This is a genomic window from Glycomyces tarimensis (assembly GCF_054776215.1).
In genome coordinates this window covers 11,619-31,197 of sequence record NZ_BAAHCB010000018.1, presented here as the reverse complement: position 1 = coordinate 31,197, position 19,579 = coordinate 11,619, and the positions used below count along the sequence as shown (strand labels likewise).

The 19,579-nt window shown below is 70.0% G+C and carries 16 protein-coding genes and 1 riboswitch; of the genes, 8 read left to right on the top strand and 8 right to left on the bottom strand.

Features of this window, described 5'->3' with window-relative positions; translation table 11 throughout:
- Nucleotides 1–2,505 (bottom strand): MGH1-like glycoside hydrolase domain-containing protein (locus ACYVK3_RS13730; RefSeq protein ID WP_460497894.1); only part of this gene is annotated, 2,505 nt, incomplete at its 3' end.
- Nucleotides 2,506–2,761: 256 nt separating this feature from the next.
- Here ACYVK3_RS13730 and ACYVK3_RS13725 point away from each other — a divergent pair.
- Complete coding sequence (locus ACYVK3_RS13725) at nucleotides 2,762–3,790, top strand: LacI family DNA-binding transcriptional regulator (RefSeq protein ID WP_460497893.1); 1,029 nt, start codon at nucleotides 2,762–2,764, stop codon at nucleotides 3,788–3,790.
- A 3-nt stretch (nucleotides 3,791–3,793) separates the two neighbouring features.
- On the opposite strand, the gene ACYVK3_RS13720 is transcribed toward ACYVK3_RS13725, so the two are convergent.
- Nucleotides 3,794–4,369 carry a DNA-3-methyladenine glycosylase I gene (locus ACYVK3_RS13720; RefSeq protein ID WP_460497892.1) on the bottom strand — a complete coding sequence of 192 codons (576 nt, stop codon included), beginning with the start codon at nucleotides 4,367–4,369 and terminating at the stop codon, nucleotides 3,794–3,796.
- 197 nt (nucleotides 4,370–4,566) lie between these two features.
- On the opposite strand from ACYVK3_RS13720, the gene ACYVK3_RS13715 reads away from it, so the two are divergent.
- The 3 genes from ACYVK3_RS13715 to ACYVK3_RS13705 all read left to right on the top strand — a co-directional run bounded on the left by ACYVK3_RS13715 (nucleotide 4,567) and on the right by ACYVK3_RS13705 (nucleotide 7,557).
- The gene (locus ACYVK3_RS13715) at nucleotides 4,567–5,871 is read left to right on the top strand and encodes a cytochrome P450 family protein (protein ID WP_460497891.1); all 1,305 of its coding nucleotides are present in this window, start codon (nucleotides 4,567–4,569) and stop codon (nucleotides 5,869–5,871) included.
- A 66-nt stretch (nucleotides 5,872–5,937) separates the two neighbouring features.
- Nucleotides 5,938–6,579, top strand: a complete 642-nt coding sequence (locus ACYVK3_RS13710; protein ID WP_460497890.1) for a GNAT family N-acetyltransferase — start codon at nucleotides 5,938–5,940, stop codon at nucleotides 6,577–6,579.
- A 192-nt stretch (nucleotides 6,580–6,771) separates the two neighbouring features.
- Nucleotides 6,772–7,557, top strand: coding sequence for a class I SAM-dependent methyltransferase (locus tag ACYVK3_RS13705; protein WP_460497889.1), 786 nt, complete (start codon nucleotides 6,772–6,774; stop codon nucleotides 7,555–7,557).
- Between the two features lie 72 nt (nucleotides 7,558–7,629).
- Here the strand turns inward: ACYVK3_RS13705 and ACYVK3_RS13700 are convergent, their stop codons facing one another.
- Both ACYVK3_RS13700 and ACYVK3_RS13695 read right to left on the bottom strand, forming a co-directional pair.
- Nucleotides 7,630–8,091, bottom strand: a complete 462-nt coding sequence (locus ACYVK3_RS13700; RefSeq protein WP_460497888.1) for a PPC domain-containing DNA-binding protein — start codon at nucleotides 8,089–8,091, stop codon at nucleotides 7,630–7,632.
- 184 nt (nucleotides 8,092–8,275) lie between these two features.
- Entirely contained in the window at nucleotides 8,276–9,073 is a 798-nt protein-coding gene (locus ACYVK3_RS13695; protein ID WP_460497887.1) for a TetR/AcrR family transcriptional regulator, read from the bottom strand.
- A 77-nt stretch (nucleotides 9,074–9,150) separates the two neighbouring features.
- Between ACYVK3_RS13695 and ACYVK3_RS13690 the strand changes: the two genes are divergently transcribed.
- Nucleotides 9,151–10,935 carry an ABC transporter ATP-binding protein gene (locus ACYVK3_RS13690; RefSeq protein WP_460497886.1) on the top strand — a complete coding sequence of 595 codons (1,785 nt, stop codon included), beginning with the start codon at nucleotides 9,151–9,153 and terminating at the stop codon, nucleotides 10,933–10,935.
- 5 nt (nucleotides 10,936–10,940) lie between these two features.
- Nucleotides 10,941–12,764, top strand: coding sequence for an ABC transporter ATP-binding protein (locus ACYVK3_RS13685; protein ID WP_460497959.1), 1,824 nt, complete (start codon nucleotides 10,941–10,943; stop codon nucleotides 12,762–12,764).
- A 633-nt stretch (nucleotides 12,765–13,397) separates the two neighbouring features.
- Here the strand turns inward: ACYVK3_RS13685 and ACYVK3_RS13680 are convergent.
- From ACYVK3_RS13680 to ACYVK3_RS13670, 3 genes are read right to left on the bottom strand one after another with little or no spacing between them, the layout of a single operon-like run.
- Nucleotides 13,398–14,195: an energy-coupling factor transporter transmembrane component T family protein gene (locus ACYVK3_RS13680; RefSeq protein WP_460497885.1), complete on the bottom strand. Its 798-nt coding sequence runs from the start codon at nucleotides 14,193–14,195 to the stop codon at nucleotides 13,398–13,400.
- On the bottom strand, nucleotides 14,189–15,631 hold the full coding sequence (locus ACYVK3_RS13675; protein WP_460497884.1) for an ABC transporter ATP-binding protein: 1,443 nt from the start codon (nucleotides 15,629–15,631) through the stop codon (nucleotides 14,189–14,191). Before ACYVK3_RS13675 ends, ACYVK3_RS13680 begins: the two co-directional genes overlap by 7 nt.
- 7 nt (nucleotides 15,632–15,638) lie before the next feature.
- Nucleotides 15,639–16,247 carry an ECF transporter S component gene (locus tag ACYVK3_RS13670; RefSeq protein WP_460497883.1) on the bottom strand — a complete coding sequence of 203 codons (609 nt, stop codon included), beginning with the start codon at nucleotides 16,245–16,247 and terminating at the stop codon, nucleotides 15,639–15,641.
- 34 nt (nucleotides 16,248–16,281) lie between these two features.
- Nucleotides 16,282–16,385, bottom strand: a riboswitch (TPP riboswitch).
- Between the two features lie 81 nt (nucleotides 16,386–16,466).
- Here ACYVK3_RS13670 and ACYVK3_RS13665 point away from each other — a divergent pair.
- Complete coding sequence (locus ACYVK3_RS13665; RefSeq protein ID WP_460497882.1) at nucleotides 16,467–16,811, top strand: MGMT family protein; 345 nt, start codon at nucleotides 16,467–16,469, stop codon at nucleotides 16,809–16,811.
- An 8-nt stretch (nucleotides 16,812–16,819) separates the two neighbouring features.
- Here the strand turns inward: ACYVK3_RS13665 and ACYVK3_RS13660 are convergent, their stop codons facing one another.
- A complete protein-coding gene (locus ACYVK3_RS13660; RefSeq protein ID WP_460497881.1) occupies nucleotides 16,820–17,401 on the bottom strand; it encodes a DUF1349 domain-containing protein in 582 nt (193 codons plus the stop codon).
- A 56-nt stretch (nucleotides 17,402–17,457) separates the two neighbouring features.
- Between ACYVK3_RS13660 and ACYVK3_RS13655 the strand changes: the two genes are divergently transcribed.
- Nucleotides 17,458–19,569 carry a DEAD/DEAH box helicase gene (locus ACYVK3_RS13655; RefSeq protein WP_460497880.1) on the top strand — a complete coding sequence of 704 codons (2,112 nt, stop codon included), beginning with the start codon at nucleotides 17,458–17,460 and terminating at the stop codon, nucleotides 19,567–19,569.
- Nucleotides 19,570–19,579 lie beyond the last annotated feature (10 nt).

Sequence of the window (19,579 nt, the reverse complement as noted above, 5' to 3'; positions counted from 1 at the left end):
GGCGGTGCCCTCGGCGGTGTGCGAGGCCGAGGCCGTGGCGCCTTCGGCGAGGTTCTCGGCATCGCCGGTGAGGTCGGCGCCGGCCTTGGCGAAGACGTCGACGACGCGGCCGTCGTGCTCGACCTCGATCGGGGCGGCCATGCCGGGCATGTTGTCGCGGTAGAGGACCTCCCCCTCGCCGCCGGTCAACTCGACCTTCCCGGTCTGAGGGTCCCAGACCGCCGGGACGAGGCTGTCGAGCGTGAAGGCCCGCTCGCCGTCGATGAACACCGAATAGCCCTCGGGGACGCCGGGATAGTGCTCCGTGCCGTCGCCCGGCTCGTCCCAGGTGATGGTGAGGTCGGAGTCGCGGTAGCGCAGGTGGTTCACGGTGAAGTGGTCCCAGCCGATGTCGATCGGCGAGAGCTCGACCGCGTCGTCGGAGCGGGGCCGCAGGCCCATGGCGTCCTCGACGACGGTCCAGATGCTGCTGCCGAGCGTGGTGTGGTGGATCCACGAGCGGTAGTCGATGTGCTGAGAGTCGGGATTCCAGTCGGCCCAGAACTCGTTGGCGTCGGGCCAGGCGGTGTCGCCGTCGATATAGGTGGCCCAGGCGTTCCAGTACAGGAGCTTCTTGTAGTCCTCGGCGGTGATGGCGTCCGTGTCGTAGTCCCGCAGCACCGAGGAGAACAGCCGGAACTGGACGGTGGAGTTGATCTGGGAGAAGTTGTTCGAGCCGGGGTTGCCCTGCTCGGCCGCTTCGGCCTTGTCGGCCTGGTTCGCGGTGTAGAACGGGAACAGCGGGTATTCGTTCGGGTCGGAGAACAGCCGCAGCGCGTCGGTGTACGGCTCCTCATCGGGGATGGCGCCGACGGCGAACGGATAGTAGTTGTTGATCTCCTTCCACGGCACGTGGTCGCCGGAGTCGACGTGGACGTGCTCGAACAGCTGCGTCCGGGGGTTCCAGAGCACGTCGGTGAGAGCGCCCCGGATGTTCTCGGCGATCTCGCTCATCTCCTCGGCCTTGGCCTGGTCGCCGAGCAGCTCGTAGGCCTCGGCGGCGGCGAGGGCGCCGGAGTACTGGTAGGCGGACTCGGCGCGGTCGAGGTTGCCGTCCCTCCAATGGAAGGAGACGGCGTCGGCGTCGTTGCCGGTCATCGCGCCCCAGTCGTATTCGATGAGCCAGTTCTCATTGGTGTCGAAGGTTTCGAGCTGGCCTTTGACGTCGCCTTCGGCGTAGCCGGCCAGGTTCTCGACGATGGGAGCCTGGCCGCCGTGGATCTGGTAGCTGCGCCAGGCGGCCTCGGCGATGTACTGGGTGTAGGAGTTCGACCAGTTCTCGGGGTCGCCGGGGTTGTCCATGAAGCGCCCGCCTCGCGAGCTCTCACCGGTGGACACCCAGGGTCCGTACGAATAGGCGGGGTCCCTCAGGTACTTCAGGTCGTCGATGAACATCGGGACGGTGAGGGCGATGGCGTTGTTGTAGCCGGTGACGCCCTCGATCGAGGTAGGGAACTGGAAGTCGTTGCCGGGGATGTCCGCGTCGAGGTAGTTGTAGCGCATCAGCCACCAGCGGTAGTAGATGAACTTCTTCATCTCCTCGTCGGGCACGTCGAAGTACGGGAGGTTCTCGGCCCACCAGGCGTTGTAGGTCCGGACGTGCTCCGAGAAGGCCTCGTCGGGGCCGGCCTCGCGGTAGGCGGCGTACTCCTCGGCGGATTCGGGGATCTCATCGGCGATCATGCCGAGCTGGACCTTGAACGTGGCCGACGCCCCTGCGTCCAAGGCGAGTTCGCCGGTGAGGTCGCCGCCTTCGGGGCTCAGGCCGGTGCCGGACAGTCGCGGGAAGACGGTGGTGAGGCGCTCGTCGCGGGAGTTCTGGACGTCGAGGACGCCGGTGAGCTCGTCGCCGTCGGCCTGCCAGGCGAAGTCGGATTCGACGCGGAGCGGGAAGGTGGCGGCGTCGCCGTCATTGGTGACGGTGACATTGGCGACCGCGACGTTGTTGTGCGTGACGAACTTGTCCACCGAGACGGTCAGGCCGTCGCTCGCGTGGACGCTGCTCCAGTGGCTGGGCGTCTGGCGGCGCTCGGCGACGACCTCGGTGAAGTCGGCGTCGCCGATGTCGATGGTGAAGCCGTCGGTGTTGCTGACGCGGTCGAAGAAGGGGTCGTAGTAGGCGAGCTGGCCGCCGAAGCCGAGCACGTCGGGGTCGTGGACGCGCATGAGCAGCGCCCGGCCGCGAGTCATGAGCCACTGGTCGCCGGCCGGGTCGGCGCCTTCGCGGGCGAGCAGGCGATCCATCCAGAAGTCGGTGCCGTCGGCCTCGGCCGCGTACATCGCCGGCATCATGCCGTCCACAGTGTACTCGACGGGCTCGTCGGGGACGGCGTCGCCGCCGGTGAATTCGGGGAAGCCGATGGTCTGCTGGGCCGCTGCCGGCGAGGCGGTGGAGACGAGGCCGGCGGACAGGACGAGAGCTGCTGTAGTAGCGAGGAGTCGGGTGGACGGATGCCGTTGCGCCATTGCGGTGCCTCCGTGTGCTCGGCAGGCGGGTCGGGGGAGCCGAAAATGTCCGAAAACGTTTTCGGACATGCTGCTGACGAAATGCTATGACCGCGACACCGCCATTGTCAATGCATCGATTCGATCGAATTCCGCCCTTGAGCGGTCGGCAAACGCACTCCACCGAAAGGCCGCCGAGTGAATTTTCCGTTGATCGGCTACAGTCGACGCGTCGGCGTCGGAAACGGGCGCACGGCGAGGACGTTAGGAGGACGCGATGGCCCGACCCACCGGTGCGCGCGGGACACGCGCCGCGACGCTGTCTGATGTGGCCAAACTGGCGGGCGTCTCGGTGGCCACGGCGTCCAAGGCGCTCAACGGCCGCAACCACGTGCACGCCCAGACCAGGGCCCGCGTGCTCGAGGCCGCCGCACAGCTCTCGTTCTCCCCCAACTCGCTCGCGCGCGGCCTGCTGGCCGGGCGCAGCGGGACCGTCGGCCTGCTCACCTCGGATCTGGTGGGTCGCTTCAGCCTCCCGATCCTCATGGGAGCCGAGGACGCCTTCGGCGCGGGCCAGGTCTCGGTGTTCCTGTGCGACGCGCGCGGCGACGCGATCCGGGAGCGCCACCATGTGCAGGCATTGGTGAGCCGCCGCGTGGACGGGCTCATCGTCGTGGGCAGCAGCACCGACCCGAGGCCGCCGCTGGCCGACGGGGTGGACGTGCCGGTCGTGTACGCGTACGCGCCTTCCGAGGACCCCGACGACCTGTCGATCGTGCCCGACAACATCGAGGCCGGTCGCATGGCCGTGGACCACCTGATCGCCTGCGGGCGCAGCAAGATCGCGCACATCAGCGGCGACCGCGACTACAGCGCCGCCCGCGATCGCGTGACCGGCGCGATGGCCGCGCTCGACGACGCCGGACTTGAGCCGGTCGGCGACGTCGCCTACGGCAGCTGGACCGAGGGCTGGGGCCGCGCGGCGGCGGGACTGCTGCTCGAGAGGCATCCCGAGATCGACGCGGTGCTGTGCGGCAGCGACCAGGTGGCCAGGGGCGTGCTCGACACGCTGCGCGAACGCGGGCGCATCGTTCCGGACGACGTGGCGGTGATGGGCTTCGACGACTGGCAGGTCCTCACCACCGGGGCACGACCACAGCTGACCAGTGTGGACATGAACCTGGAAGAGCTGGGCCGCGCGGCGGCCCGGGCCCTGTTCGACGCCATCGACGACGAACACGACCGCGGCGTCCAGACCATGCCGTGCCGCCTCGTGATCAGGGGCTCGACCGCGCCCCTCACCTGAGCGCTATGAGCTCACCGCTCTATGGCATTCGGCCACGTGGTCGTCGACCATCCCGGTCGCCTGCATCATCGCGTAGGCCGTCGTGGGTCCGACGAATCGGAATCCGCGTCGCTTGAGTTCCTTGGCCAGTGCGGTGGACTCCGGCGTCACCGCCGGGACGTCGCCCAGGGACTCCGGTCGTTCCCGCTCGTCCGGCGCGAACGACCAGATCAGCTCTGTCAGGCCGCCGTCGAGCGCCAGCGCGGCCCGTGCGTTCGCGATCGTCGCGGTGATCTTCGCGCGGTTGCGGATGATGCCGGTGTCGCCGAGCAGCCGCTCCACGTCCGCATCGGTGTAAGCGGCCACCGACTCCATGCGGAAGCCGTCGAACGCCGCGCGGAACGTCTCACGCCGGCGCAGGATCGTGATCCACGACAGGCCGGACTGGAACGCCTCCAGGCTGAGCCGTTCGAACAGCGCGTCGTCGCCCCGCAACGGTCTGCCCCACTCCTCGTCGTGGTATCGGCGGTAGATATCGGGCTCCGCGCCCCACGCGCAGCGCGCCAGGCCGTCCGCTCCGAGGATCACATCGTCTGCCACATTCGGCTCCTTCCTGCGGATTCGAGGGTACGGCGGAGGTCCGACGGTCCATGGCGCGGACCGTCCTCACGGTTGCGTGACTCGTGCAACAAAGGTTACGATTCGAACACAATCGGCGACCCCACCCGCCGATGAGCTCTGGCCAAGTTGATCCCCACCGGCAGCTCAAGGACCAAAGCGACCCTTTGAGGTGACATATGAATACGCACACGTCGATCCCGACCCTGTCGGGTGCTCGCCCGGTGGTCGGGCACGCCGTCGAGCTCACGCGCGACCCGCTCGGGCTCTTCAGGCGCGGCCACAGCGAACACGGCTCGATGTTCCGCTTGCGGCTCCCGCTCAAGGACACCGTCGTCCTGCTCGGCAGTGAGCACAATAAACTCACCTTCACCGAAACCGATCGCAAGCTCTCGATCCGCACGGCCTACCCGTTCTTCCTGCGGATGTTCAGCCCCGACTTCTACTTCTTCGCGCCCTACGACGAGTACCGGCGCCAGCGCCAGGTCGTATTGCCGCGATTCCAGGGACGCCAGCTCGACACCTACGTCGAAGTCATGGAGCACGAGGTGCGGGCGTTCAAGGACCGCCTCGGCGGCTCCGGCGAGTTCACCATCCCCGACGACTTCGGGCCACTGATCATGCGTGTCGCCGCGCGTTCCTTCCTGGGGGAGCGCTTCGCCGAGACCACCACCGACTGGTTCGCGGAGTTCCGCCGCTTCTCCGAGGGCGCCGACTTCGTCACCCCGGGTTGGCTGCCGGTCCCCCACCTGCTGCGCAGCCGCGCCGCCGGGCGTCGCATCCGCGAACGGCTCCAGCAGGTCATCGACCGCCGCCGGGCCGAGCCGGGCGAGGGCGGGGACTTCCTGGACTACTTCGTCAAGGCGGAGTACGACGACGGGACGCCCGTGCCCGACGACATCCTCATGCACCTGATCATCATGCTGGTCTGGGCGGGGCACGAGACCACCACCGGGCAGATCTCGTGGGGCCTGATCGATCTGCTTCGCAATCCCGTCGAGCTCGAGCGCGTGCGCGCCGAGCTCGAGACGGCACCCGAGGCCATGAAGGCGGCGGACGTCAGGGGCCTGGCCCATTTGGACCGGTGCCTGCACGAGTCGGAGCGGCTTCACCCCGTCGCGCCGATGATGGTGCGCAGCACCGTCGAGCCGATGGAGGTCGACGGTGCCGAGATCCCGGCCGGATCGATGGTGATGCTCTCGCCGGCGATGACCCACCGCTTGGAGGAGGAGTTCCCCGACCCGGAGGCCTACAAGCCGGACCGTTACGTCGAGGAGCCCGATCAGTTGCGGCGGCTCATCGGCTTCGGCGGCGGCCTGCACCGGTGCCTGGGCATGCGGTTCGCCTACCTGGAGATGACGGTGGTGCTGGCGCGGCTGCTCGAGGCGTACGACTTCAAGCTGCTCGATCCCGACCCGCAGCCGATCCCCGGCCAGGGCGCCAAGTGGCCCGAGGCGACGAGGGTGGCCTACCGGCGGCGATGACGAAGCGCCTTGCCACTTGCTTATTGCAATAAGATGGGCGGTCCGTCACTGGCAGAGGAGTCCCGCATGTCCGCCGCCCATTCGATCCCCGAACTCGTCATGGCCTGGGGCCGCGGGCGGGCCGTCTCCCGGCTGACGCCGCAGCCGGTGGCGGTCCCCGGCGGCTTCCGGGCCTTCGTCGACGCCGACCGAGCGCGGGTGCGGCACGTCCTGCACACCTACACGTCCGAAGATCTCCGACTGCTCGCGAAGGCGCGGACCGCGCCGGGCGAGGAGATCAAGATCGCCGGTCCCCGAGCGATGCTGTCCGACGTGCTCCCTGCCGACTGGGTGATGAAGGAGGCGGGGCATCTGATGACGACGCCGTTCACGCCCGCGGCGGCCGAGGTGCCGGCGGGCTACCGAATCGAGGTGACCACCGAGGCCGAGCTGACGGTGGCGGTGGCCCGCGACGGGGACGGCGAGGCCGCCGCCTCCGCCCGCCTCGGCCGCTCCGGCGAGTTCGGCGTCTTCGACAAGGTCCAGACGGAGGTTTCCCACCGGCGGCGCGGACTGGGAAGCACCGTGATGCGGGCGTTGACGAGCCGAGCGGCCGAGCTGGGCATGAGGACCGGACTGCTGGTCGCCAGCGACGAGGGTCGAGCACTGTACGAGCGTCTGGGCTGGACGTACCGTTCGGACTGCCCTGGCGCGGAGCGCGCGACGTAAATCGCTTGCCCGGTGCGGCAAGCGATGTGATCGTGGAGCACATGCGGACCTTCTCGGGCGCGGTGCCGCGGCGGATCGCGCTCCCGGGCCGGTCTGCCGCACGCCATACCGCCTGACCCACTCTCCATAGGAACAGGACACATGACCGCTTCATAGGAGCACTGGGCCGAGTGGCTCGAGGCCAACCGGGCGATGTGGGACGAGCGCGTCCCCATCCACGCGGCCGGCGAGTTCTACGATCAGGACTCGTTCCGCAAGGGCAAAGACGAGATCCGCGATTTCGAAGCGTCCGAAGTCGGCGACGTCACCGGCAAGCGGCTCCTGCACCTGCAGTGCCACATGGGACAGGACACGCTCTCCTGGGCGAGGCGCGGCGCCGCGAAGGTCGTAGGACTCGACTTCTCCGAGCCCGCCGTCGAGGTCGCGCGCTCACTCGCGGCCGAGATCGGCATCGGAGCGGACCGCGCACAGTTGGTGGCCGCGGACGTATACGAAGCGATTTCGGCCGTACCGGACGAGGACTACGACATCGTCTACACCGGCATCGGCGCGCTCAACTGGCTGCCCGACCTCCGGCGGTGGGCCGAGACGGCCGCATCGCTGGTCGCGCCCGGCGGATTCCTGTATCTCGCCGAGTTCCATCCGTTCACACATGTGCTCGGCTGGACCAGCGGCACGGTCATCGAGAACGACTATTTCAATCCGGAAGCGCTCGTCAACGACGGCCCGGGAAGCTATGCCGACCTCGAGGCGCCGACTGTGCACAACCGCAGTTATGAGCGGGCGCACACGCTCGGCGACATCGTCACCGCGGTCGCGCGGGCCGGCTTGCGGATCGAGTTCCTCCACGAGTTCGACATGACGATGTTCCAGCGGTATCAGCAGTTGGCCCAAGGCGACGACGGTTACTTCAGGGCGAAGGAAGGACAGCCGAGACTGCCGCTCATGTGCTCGCTCAAGGCATCGCGGCCGGTCTGACCGAGCCCGGTGGACGACGACCGGGACGGCCTCGAAGAGCGGGGTCGTGAGCGTGCCCGGACGCGCCGCGGGTCATTCCTCGAAGGTGAGGACCGGCACGTCGTACAGGGCGCGGTTCTTCACCCGGCTGGCTCTGGGGGCCGTCACCTCGACGATGATCATCTCGGTGAGGAACTGGACGGTGGCGCCGAGCAGATGACTCGTGTATCCCTGGGCGCCATGTTGCCTCGTGCCGACGCTGAGGTGGATGTGGGGCCAGACGGCTTGCGAGTCCTCGTCCCAGGCGATGCTGCCGGCCCCGACCGCTTCGAGGTTGGTGAGATGCACGGCCGACCACACGGGCGCGGCGGGGTCGTCGGGCTTCTCGCAGGTGCCGGCGAGCTCGGCCTCCGAGAGACCGGCCAAGAACAGCGGGATGTACCCCTGCCGGATGCCGGCCTCCTCGCAGGCGGTTCGCAGCGCCTTGAAGAAGTCCTCACCGTGCTCGAACGTGACGGCGACGGTCCGGCCGATGTCAAGGGGCTTGAATTTCAATGGACGCTCCCTTCGGAGGGGGAGGGCGCGGATCGGATCCGGACACGCCACAGCCCGGACGATGGGGATCCCGTGCTCACCTGGCCTTGGAGCACCGTGTGCCGGCGCTCGCGTTTTGGTGCCCGGCAAGCATACTTCACTGTGGCCGATGGCGAATCCAGTCAGGACTCGGAAGGCGGGCGGTTCAGCGCCGATCGGGGTCGGCGATCCTCCGGAGCACCTCGTCGCCGGCCTCGTCGAGCGCGCGCTCGACGCTCTCGTCCGCCTCGGCCTCGATGCGGGCGTAGTCGAGCCGCCGCACGCGGTCCTCGGGGAAGGCCGCGTCCACGGCGTTCTCCGGTTCGGACTCGCGGCGCATGAAGTCGCCGATGCCGTGCTCCAGCAGCCGGAAGGCGTGCTCGGCGGTGTCCACGGCGTCGGGGTAGACCGCCTCGGGAGTCTCGCCGGCCTGCAGCCGGCGCACGTTGATCTCGGAGAGGATGTGCTGGGTGTGCATGAGCTGAGTGGCGACGAGGCGCGCGGTCAGCTCGGAGGCGCCCTCGTCCATGAGCGCCCGGGCCAGCCGCTCGGAGGACTCGCGGCGGACGTCCATGGCCTTCAGCGCCAGCGCCGGGGACTGCCGGACGACGCACAGGACCCGCATGACCAGCGGGTGGACGCTCAGGCCCGTCACCGGCTCGTGTTCTTCGAGCATGCGCAGGTAGTACTCGCGGAGGGCCCCGTGCGGGGTCTGGCCGAGCGGTCGGGAGCGCACGATGTCGGCGGGCTCCTCGACATGGTGTTTCGCACCGGCGAGGACCAGGTCTTCCTTCGTCGGGAAGTAGTTGAACACTGTCGCCTTGGAGACCTCGGCGGCCTCCGCGATCTCGGCTACGGAGACGTTGTCGTAGCCCTTCTCCTCGAAGAGCGTCAGGGCCTTCTCCATCAGCAGGACCCGGGTGGCCTGCTTCTTGCGTTCCCGCAGGCTGAGCTGTTCCTTCACTCTTTCAGTGTACCAGATCGAAAATTTTACCGCAACTAAACTTGTACTCGGTCTATTTTATCGCTATGGTGGGTGGCATGCCAGAGACCAATCCACCCGATCCGGCCGACACCCCGGCCGCGCCCGGCGGCCTGATACGGCTGCTGCGCGACTACCTCCGGCCGCACCGCCGGGCACTCGCCCTCGCCGTCGTCTTCCAACTGGTCCAGACACTCGCGATGCTGTACCTGCCGACGCTGAACGCCGACCTGGTCGACCACGGCGTCGTCGTCGGCGACACCGACTACGTGCTCAGTCACGGCGCGATCATGCTCGGGGTGACCTTCCTGCAGGTCGTCGCCGCCGGCCTCGCCGTGTTCTTCGGCGCCAGGGTCGCCATGGCGCTCGGGCGCGACCTGCGCGAGGCCGTCTTCGGACGCGTGCAGCGGTTCGCCAACCGCGAGTTCGACCGCTTCGGCGCGCCCTCGCTGATCACCCGCACCACCAACGACGTCCAGCAGATTCAAGTGCTGCTGCTCATGACGCTCACGATGCTGCTGGCCGCGCCGGTCATGGGCGTCGGCGGGCTCGTGCTCGCCCTCGGCCAGGACGTGCCGCTGTCGGCCACGCTGCTGGTGGCCATCCCGATCACGGTGGCGGCCATGGGCGCCATCATTCGCGCGATGATCCCCTCGGCGAAGGCCATGCAGGAACGCATCGACTCGGTCAACCAGGTCATGCGCGAGCACATCACCGGCATCCGCGTCATCCGGGCCTTCGTCCGCGACGAGCACGAGCAGGCACGGTTCGCCGAGGCCAACGGCGATCTGATGAGCGTCTCGCTCCGGGTCGGGCGCGTCCAGGCCTTCTTCGGCGCCACGGCGATGCTCATCTCCAACCTCACCGCGATCGCGGTCGTGTGGTTCGGAGCCGCGCGCATCGCCGACGGCTCGATGCAGGTGGGCTCGCTCATCGCCTACCTGAGCTACGTCTCCCAGATCCTCATGGCCGTCATGATGTCAATGGGCGTGTTCATGATGGCACCGCGCGCCAAGGTCGCCGCGGGCCGCATCGGCGAGGTCCTCGCCACCGAGCCGAGCATCGCCGAGCCGGCCCGGCCGGTCACCGAGCCGCCGGGCCGCGGCGAGCTCGACGTCGAGAACGCGACCTTCCGCTACGACGGCGCGGAGGAACCGGTGCTGCGCGGGGTCGACCTCGTCGCCAGACCGGGGCAGACCACCGCCGTCATCGGCTCCACCGGCACCGGGAAGACCACCCTGCTCAACCTCGTCCCGCGGCTGTTCGACGTCGAGTCCGGCTCGGTGCGGATCGACGGCGTCGACGTGCGGAACTTGAGCCGCGCGCACATCGCCTCCACGGTCGCCCTGGTCCCCCAGCGAGCCCATCTGTTCTCCGGCACCGTGGCGTCGAACCTGCGATACGGGCATCCCGACGCCGACGACGCCGAGCTGTGGCGGGCCCTGGAGATCGCGCAGGCCGCGGACTTCGTGCGCGCCATGCCCGATGAGCTCGACACGGCGATCGGCCAGGGCGGCACCACGGTCTCCGGGGGTCAGCGCCAGCGCCTGGCGATCGCCCGGGCTCTGGTGGCGCGCCCCAAGATCTACCTCTTCGACGATTCCTTCTCCGCGCTGGACACCGCTACGGACGCGGCGCTGCGTCAGGCCCTCGCCGCCGAGATCGCCGACGCCGCGCTCGTGATCGTGGCGCAGCGCGTCTCGACCGTCCGCCACGCGGATCGGATCGTCGTCCTCGACGCCGGACGCGTGGCCGGGGTCGGCACCCATGACGAACTGCTGCGGACCAGCCCGGTCTACGCCGAGATCGCCGGCTCGCAGCACACCCTCCAGGAGGCATTGTGAGCATGATGGGAGCGGGCCGCGATCCGGCGGCCAAGCCCGAGGACTTCCGCGGCACCGTCGCACGGATCGTCGGCGCCATGCGCGAGGACCGCCTCCGCATGATCGCGATCGTCGTCTTCGCCGTCTGCAGCGTCGCCGGGATGGTCGTCGTCCCGGCGCTGCTGGGCGAGGCCACCGACGAGGTGCTGCGGGGCGTGCGCGAGGGCGAGGTCGACTACGGCGCGCTCGGTCGCCTGCTGGGCTTCACCGCGGTGCTGTCAGCGGTCTCGTGGCTGATCACGGTCGCCATGGGGCGCACGATTGCCCGGGTCGCGCAGCGCATGGCGTTCAATCTGCGGGCGGCCTCGGACGAGAAGGTGGCGCGGCTGCCGTTGCGCTACTTCGACAGCCGCCCGCGCGGCGAGGTGCTCTCCAGGGTCACCAACGACATCGACAACCTCACCCAGACGGTCCAGCAGGTGTTCCAGCGGATCCTCTTCAGTCTGCTCATGCTGCTGGGCGTGCCGATCATGATGCTCACGATCTCGCCGCTGCTCACGGTCATCGTGGTGCTGACCGTGCCACTCACACTCTGGGGCGCCAAGGTGATCGGCAAACGGTCGCAGCCGAAGTTCGCCCGCCAGTGGGCGGCCACGGGCGAGCTCAACAGCCATGTCGAGGAGATGATCACCGGCCACCAGATCGTCACGGTCTTCGGTCGGCAGGCTGAGTCGGCCGAGACGTTCAAGCGGCACAACGACGAGGTCTACGACTCCAGTACCGGGGCCCAGTTCCTGGCGGGCCTCATCGCTCCCGCGATGGCGTTCCTGGGTTCGGTCACCTACGTGCTGGTGGCGGTCGTCGGCGGCCTGCGCGTGGCGTCCGGCGCGATGACGATCGGCGAGATCCAGGCGTTCATCCAGTACACGATGCAGTTCGCGAGCCCGGTGAACCAACTGGCGGCCATGGCCGGGCAGATCCAGTCGGCCGTCGCCTCGGCGGAGCGGGTCTTCGAGATGCTCGACGCCGAGGAGCAGCGACCGGGCCCGGTCGCCGATTCATCATCGTCCGCATTGGACACGGTGCGGGGCCGGGTTGTCTTCGAGGACGTCTCGTTCCGCTACCTGCCGGATGAGCCGCTGATCGAGCACCTGTCGCTCGGGGCCGAGCCGGGCCAGACGATCGCGATCGTCGGCCCGACCGGAGCCGGGAAGACGACGCTGGTGAACCTCCTGATGCGGTTCTACGACCTCGACTCGGGACGCATCACCGTGGACGGCGTGGACGTCGCCGAGGTCGAGCGCGAGCGGCTGCGCCGGCGCATCGGCATGGTCCTGCAGGACACCTGGCTGTTCAGCGGCACCATCGCCGAGAACATCGCGTACGGGAGGCCGGAGGCCACCCGGGAGGAGGTGGTGTCGGCGGCCCGGGCGGCGCGCGCCGATCATTTCATCCGGACGCTGCCGGACGGCTACGACACGGTGCTCGACGCGGACGAGGGCAGCCTGAGCGCGGGCGAGCGCCAGCTCGTCACCATCGCGCGTGCCTTCTTGATCGACCCTGCCATCCTGATTCTCGACGAGGCCACGAGCTCGGTCGACACCCGCACCGAGATGCTGGTGCAGCAGGGCATGGTCGCCCTGCGTCAGGGCCGCACGAGTTTCGTGATCGCCCACCGCCTCTCCACGATCCGCGACGCCGACGTCATCGTCGTCATGGAACGAGGCCGGGTCGTCGAGCAGGGCGGACACGAGGAGCTCTTGGCGGCGGACGGCGCCTACGCGCGCCTGTATGCGGCGCAGTTCGCCCAGCCGCTCGTGGATGAGGCGGAGGAGGTCGGCGTGGCGTAGAGGAAACGTGCGTTCAGGGAAACCAGGGAAACCAGGCAGGCCCGAGCCGTCGAAGCGGCCTCTCGACGACGGCTCGGGCCTGCCGTCAATCGAGGGGCCTTGTTCCCTGCGCCAGAGCTCCCGGCGAACATCGCTCGTATATCGCTTGCCGCCGCCTCCCGCGCGTGAGGTGATCGCGCGATGACCGAGCCGTGGCTCACCGTCGAGGAGATCAGCGCCGCGCGGGAGCGCTTCATATCGGCGCTGCCCGACTGGCGCCTTCGGGCCGCCTATGCCGTCGGCGCGATCGACTCCGAAGGGGCCGTCGAATTCGCGCGAGTCAACGACGGCGAGCATCCGCTGCCCGCCGTGGTGCTCGCGACCGTCTGCGGCTACCGCGGCGAGACCGGCGCCTACCCGATGGACAGGACGGGTCTCGAGCGGGCGATCGAGCTGCTGGCTCCGGCAGCGGCGTGCACCGCCTGCCAGCACCCGAACCTGTGGGCGTGGCGCGAGCTCCTCCCCCGGCTGGACGGCGGCCTCAAGGCCGCGGCGGTGTTCGTGTCCGAGTGGCACGACGAGTCGGGCGACGACCCGTTCGTGACGGCGCTGCGAACCGCGCTCGGCCGATGGCGCGGCCCGACCGAGCGCCCGCTACATGAGCATCTCGAAGGTGCCGTAGGCGAGACTGAGCGCCACCGCCGCCGCCGAGGTGGCGGTCGCGGCGGCCACGACGAGCCAGTCTCCCGGGCGCATGCGTTGGATCCGAGCGTTCGTCCGGGGGATCTCGGAGTCGAAGCCGCGGGCGTCCATCGCCTCGGCGAGGCGGCCCGCTCGCCGGATCGCGCCCACCAGGAGCGTGAACATCGTCGAGGCGAACAGTCGAAGGCGCCTGATCGGATTCCTGCCGCCTTCCATGCCGCGGGCCCGGCGGGCCGTGATGATCTGCCGCCATTCGGCGCCGAGCAGCGGCAGCATCCGCAGGGCCGCCAGGGAGCCGATGGTGAACCGCGGCGAGGCCCGCAGCTGCTGGGTGAGAGCATCGGCGAGGTCGGTCGGGTCGGTCGTCGCGAAGCCGAGGACACCTGCCGTTGCGGCCACGCACACCCGCAGCCCCAGCGCCACCCCGTCGATCAAAGCGTCGGACGCGATGTCCAACGGCCCCACGGACAACAGGATCGTCCCGGTCCGCTCGGCGGCGAAGACCGTGTTGACCACGGCCACCGTCCCGGCCGCGAACCAGAGCCACTTCAGGCGGCGCGCCAGCGACCGCAGCCGGATGCCGGTGAAGGGCGTGACGGCGGCCAGGGCCGCCAGCAGCAGCACCGGCGTGAGCCAGTCAGCCGCGATGAGCGCGGTCGTGGAGACGGCGGCGACCGCCGCGAGCTTCGCCACGGGGTTCGCGCGGGCGATCGGCGCCTCGGGGCCGCAGACCGGTGCCAGGGTCAGCATCGGCTCGTCTCCGAGTGGATGCGGCCGTCCTTGAGCACGATCTCGCGGGTCGCCAGCGCGGCGGCGAAGTCGCGGTCGTGCGTGACGGTCATGACGGCGGTGCCGTCGTCGCGGATGTCGGCGGTGAGGTCGACCAGCTCGCCCCACGTGCGGCGGTCCTGGCCGAATGTCGGCTCGTCGAGCAGGAGCACTTCCGGCGCGGCGGCCAGCGCCCCGGCGACGGACAGGCGGCGGGCTTCGCCGCCGGAGAGGGTGTGCGGGTTTGCCTCGGCCAGGTGGTCGAGGCGGAGTCGTTCGAGCAGTTCGGACACGCGGGCGTCGATCCTGTCCTGCGACCACTTGGCGGCGCGGGGCGCGAATGCGAGCTCGGCGCGGACGGTCGCGGTGACGAATTGGTGCTCGGGGTCCTGGAAGACCGAACCGACGCGGGTCGCGAGCCGGTGCGCGGGCAGGCGATGCAGCGGCCAGGCCTCACCGGGCACGGTCACCTTGCCGCGTGTGGGCCTGGCGAGGCCCCCCGCGAGGAGCGCCAGTGTGGATTTGCCGGAGCCGTTCGGGCCCGTGACGGCGAGGAGCTCGCCGGAGCGCAGCGCGAAGTCGGCGCCGTCGAGCGCGGGCCGGTCGGCGCCCGGGTAGGTGAGCGTGAGGGATTCGCCGCGGAGTCGCTCCTCCCCCGGTGCCGCACCCGGATGGGCCGGGAGCGGGACGCCGGGCATCCACACGCCTTGTGCCGCCAAGGTTTCCCCGTGCTCGGCGAAGACCGCTTCGGCGGGGCCGTCGGCGAGCAGGGTGCCGCGAGGGCCGAGCGCGATGACGCGGTCGACCAGGTTCAGGATGTCGGCCACGCGGTGTTCGACGACGATGAACGTCGCCGCGGTGTCGGCCAGAGCGGACTTGAGGGCCTCGCGGATCGCTTCGGCGCCTTCGGGGTCGAGGTTCGCGGTCGGTTCGTCGAGCAGGAGCAGCTCGGGCCGTCGGGCCAGGACGCCGGCGAGGGCGAGGCGCTGCTGCTCGCCGCCGGAGAGGGCGTCAGTGGGGTGTGAGGCGGGGTAAGGGAATCCGACCGTCTCCAGGGTCGCGTGGACACGGGGCCAGATCTCGTCCCTCGGCACGGCCTGGTTCTCGAGCCCGAAGGCGACGTCGTCACCGCTGCGGGCCATGACGAGTTGGGTCTCGGGGTCTTGGAAGAGGATGCCGACGCGGCCGCGCCGGGCGGCCGCGTCCTCGCCGTCGAGCAGGACTTCGCCTCGCCGCTCACCGGAGTCGGTGGTGAGCAGCCCGGCGAGCGCGGCGAGCAGCGTGGACTTGCCCGAGCCGGAGGGGCCGAGCAGCAGGACCCGCTCTCCCGGCTCGATGCGCAGGTCGACGTCGGCGACGGCCGGGGCGCGCCGTCCGGCGTGCCGCCAGGAGAAGCCGCGGAACTCGACGGAGATCATCGCTTCGTCAGATTCGCCGCCGGTCGCGTCCGGCCGGGAACCGGTCGAGGACGCCGGTGGGGAGCATGGCCTTGGTCAGAGCGAGGGAGCCGAGTCCGGCCACGATCGCGCCCGAGAGGGTGGCGATGGCGATGAACGGCAGGCGGAAGGTGAGCCAGTCGGTCTCGGGGTACCAGACGAAGGCGTCGAACACGGTGGCCGCGCAGGCGGCGAGGGCGCCGGCGAAGACGGCGGTCCCGGTGCCGAAGCGGCGGTACCGGCCGGAGGCGAAGGCCAGTTCCCCGGCGAGGCCTTGCGCCAGACCCTGGTAGACGGCGAGGATGCCCCAGAAGGAGCCGAGCAGCGCGGAGACCACCGCGGCGAGGCCTTCGGTGAAGAGCGCGGCACCGGGACGTCGGACGATGAGCGGCGCGAGCACGGCCGGGATGAGCCAGACCCCGTAGAGGATCGCCCGCGCGGGCGGATAGAACGCGAAGGGCGCCTCGAGGGCGGCCCACAGGAGGTTCCAGGCCCAGAAGATGACGCCGAAGGCGACGGCGATGGCCGCGCAGGTGACGATGTCGAGGGTGCGCCAGCGCGCGGAGGACGCGAGCGGCGGGCTGTCGTTGGTCGGCATGGGCGTTGCCTTTCAAGGATGCATGGACACGACGCGACAGCGGCAGACGACTTCCTACGCCGGTATTACCCGGATCAGGTGTGAGGGTCTGCGGTCGGTTCCGCACTCTCAGCCGAATCGGCTCCCCTGTCAGCTTCGACGTTAACACCCCGCGTACGCCCGACCGCTCGGCTGGACGGTGCGGTGGCGCGGGACGCCTCGTCCAGTACATTGTCACGCGTGACGACAGAGCGGGATTGGGAACTGGTCCGGCGGGTCGTGGCCGCGCTGCCCGAAGGCACCTGGACCTCGTACGGCGATCTGGCCGAACTGATCGGCACCGGTCCGAGGCAGGTCGGGGCGTTCATGCGCGACGACGGCGACGTCGAGCGCGCCTACCGGGTCTTGACCGCGAGCGGCAAGGTCTCCGAGGGTTTCCGCTGGTCGGACGGGCGCAGTGGCCGCGACGTGCCGGAACTGCTCCGCGAGGACGGGGTCAAGGTCAGCGCCGGAGGCGTGGCCGATCGGCAGCAGCGCATGTACGTCTACGACCTCAGGCTGCTGGCGATGGAGATCGACGACTGAGCCGGGCCCTAGTGCAGGCTCCGGTCGGGCGCGGTCAGTCGCCAGGCGCTGAAGGGCACGGTCAGTCCCGCCCGGCTGGGCGCGCAGCAGTACGGGCCGGCCTGGACGGTCAGGCCCGGATCGAGGGGCGCGAGCCGCACGAGCCGCCACGGCTCCTGCTCGACTCGGGCGCGGACGATCACCGCGTCGGCCATCCGGGTGGCCCGCATCGTCACTTCCCTTCCGGCCCAGTCGGGCACCGGGCTGACCGACCAGTCGGAGCGGCCGTTCGTCACCACCGCGCCGAGCTGCGGGGCGCCGTCGACGAACTCCACGCCGGCCTTGATCCAGTGTTCGTCGCCGACGCGGACCATGAGGCCGGCCTGGTCGAACTGGGCCTCGAACGCGGCGGTGAAGGCCACTTCGACGGCGTGCTCACGATCCCACTCCTCGAGGAGCGCGTGCTCGCCGTCGTGGACGAAGCCGTAGCAGGTGTGCCGCCAGGCGTCGCTGCCCTCGGCCGCGGTGACCATGAGGCGGCCGTCCCGCTCAGCGGCCGTGACCGGCAGGTTCGTCCACGACCCGGATTTCCATGGCACTTCGATGTCCATCCGTCGCAGCCTACTGTCGTCACCGGCCGTCATATGAATGCGGTACAACGGTGGGCATGGCAGGAACCGGAAGCACCGCGGGAGACGCGACGAGGGACGAGGCCGAGCGACTGCTGCGGTCGCTGGCGGGCGAGGGCGCGCGGCTGCGCGAGGACCAGTGGCGGGCCATCGAGGCGCTCACCGACGCCTCGGGGCGCAGGGTGCTGCTGGTGCAGCGCACGGGTTTCGGGAAGTCGGCGGTGTATTTCGTGGCCACGGCGCTGCTGCGCCGCCGCGGCATGGGCCCGACGGTGATCGTCTCGCCGCTGCTCGCTTTGATGCGCAACCAGATCGAGGCCGCCCAGCGCGCGGGCATCCGGGCGCGGACGATCAACTCGGCGAACCTGGAGGACTGGGACGCCATCAGCGAGGCCATCGCCGCCGACGAGGTCGACGTGCTGCTCATCAGCCCCGAGAGGCTGAACAATCCGTCGTTCCGCGACCATCAGCTGCCGAAGCTGGCCGCCGGGTGCGGGATGCTCGTGGTGGACGAGGCGCACTGCATCTCCGACTGGGGCCACGACTTCAGGCCCGACTACCGGCGCATAGCCACCTTCATCGACGGCCTGCCCGAGTCGGTCCCGGTGCTGGCCACCACGGCGACGGCGAACGCGCGCGTGAGCGCCGACGTGGCGGAGCAGTTGGACCGGGCGGGCGCGGAGACGCTGGTGCTGCGCGGGAACCTGGACCGAGCGTCGCTGCGTCTGTCGGTGGTCGACCTGCCGGACAACGCACACCGCATGGCCTGGCTCGACGAGCGCCTCCCCGAGATCACCGGTTCGGGGATCATCTACACGCTCACCGTGGCCGCCGCCGAGGAGGTCAGCGAGTACCTGTCCGGCCGCGGGCACGCCGTGGCCTCCTACACCGGCCGCACCGACAACGCCGAGCGGCTCGAACGCGAGGAGGCGCTGCTGGGCAACGAACTCAAAGCGCTCGTGGCCACCAGCGCGCTCGGCATGGGCTTCGACAAGCCCGATCTCGGCTTCGTCGTCCACCTCGGCGCGCCGTCGTCGCCGGTGGCCTACTACCAGCAGATCGGCCGTGCCGGGCGTGCGTGCGACCGCGCCGAGGTGGTGCTCATGCCCGGCAGCGAGGACCGGGCGATCTGGGAGTACTTCGGGTCGCTGTCGTTCCCGTCCGAGGAGGCGGTGCGCCAGACACTGCGGGCGTTGGAGGCCGAGGGCCGACCGCTCTCGACGGCGGCGCTGGAGACGCGCGTCGACCTGCGCCGCACGAGGCTGGAGATGATGCTCAAGGTCCTCGACGTGGACGGCGCGGTCCGCCGCGTCAAGGGCGGCTGGGAGGCCACCGGCCGTGACTGGGTCTATGACGCCGAGCGCTACGCGAAGGTCTCGGCCACGCGGGAGCACGAGCAGCGGCGGATGCTCGCCTACGAGGCCACGACGGAGTGCCGGCTCGAGTTCCTGCGGCGCGAACTGGACGACCCCGAGGCCGCGCCGTGCGGCCGGTGCGACAACTGCACCGGCGAGCGGATCGAGGCCGGCGTATCGGCGGCGGTCGTGGACAGTGCCGCAGCGGCCCTGTCTCGTCCCGGCGTGGTCTTCGAGGCGAAGCGGATGTGGCCCACGGGGATGCAGGCGGTCGGGATCGATCTGAAGGGCCGGATTCCGGCCGAGGAGGGCGCCGAGCCGGGGCGGGCGCTGGCCAGGCTCTCGGACATCGGTTGGGGCGGGCCGCTGCGGGAGCTGCTGTCCGACGGCGCCGACCGCGAGGTCCCCGACGACGTGTTCGGGGCCGTGGTGAAGGTTCTGGCGGCCTGGGAGTGGCGGGAGCGGCCGACGGCGGTGGTGTCGATGAACTCACTGACGCGGCCGGTGATGGTGAACGGCCTGGCGGAGCGGATCGCGAAGCTCGGGCGCATGGACTACCTGGGCGCGCTCGGCCGTGCGCCCGGCGTGGTGCCCCGGGCGCGGCGGGCGAACAGCGCCCAGCGGCTCCAGCAGGTCCTGCACGCGTTCACCGTGGACTTCGAGGTGCCGGCGACGAGTGTGCTGCTCGTCGACGACGTGCGCGACAGCGGCTGGTCGGCGACGGTGGCCGCCAGGCTGCTGCGGCGGCGGGGCGCGACGGCGGTCCATCCGCTGGTGCTCGCGCTCCAGGCGTGATCGGCCGGAC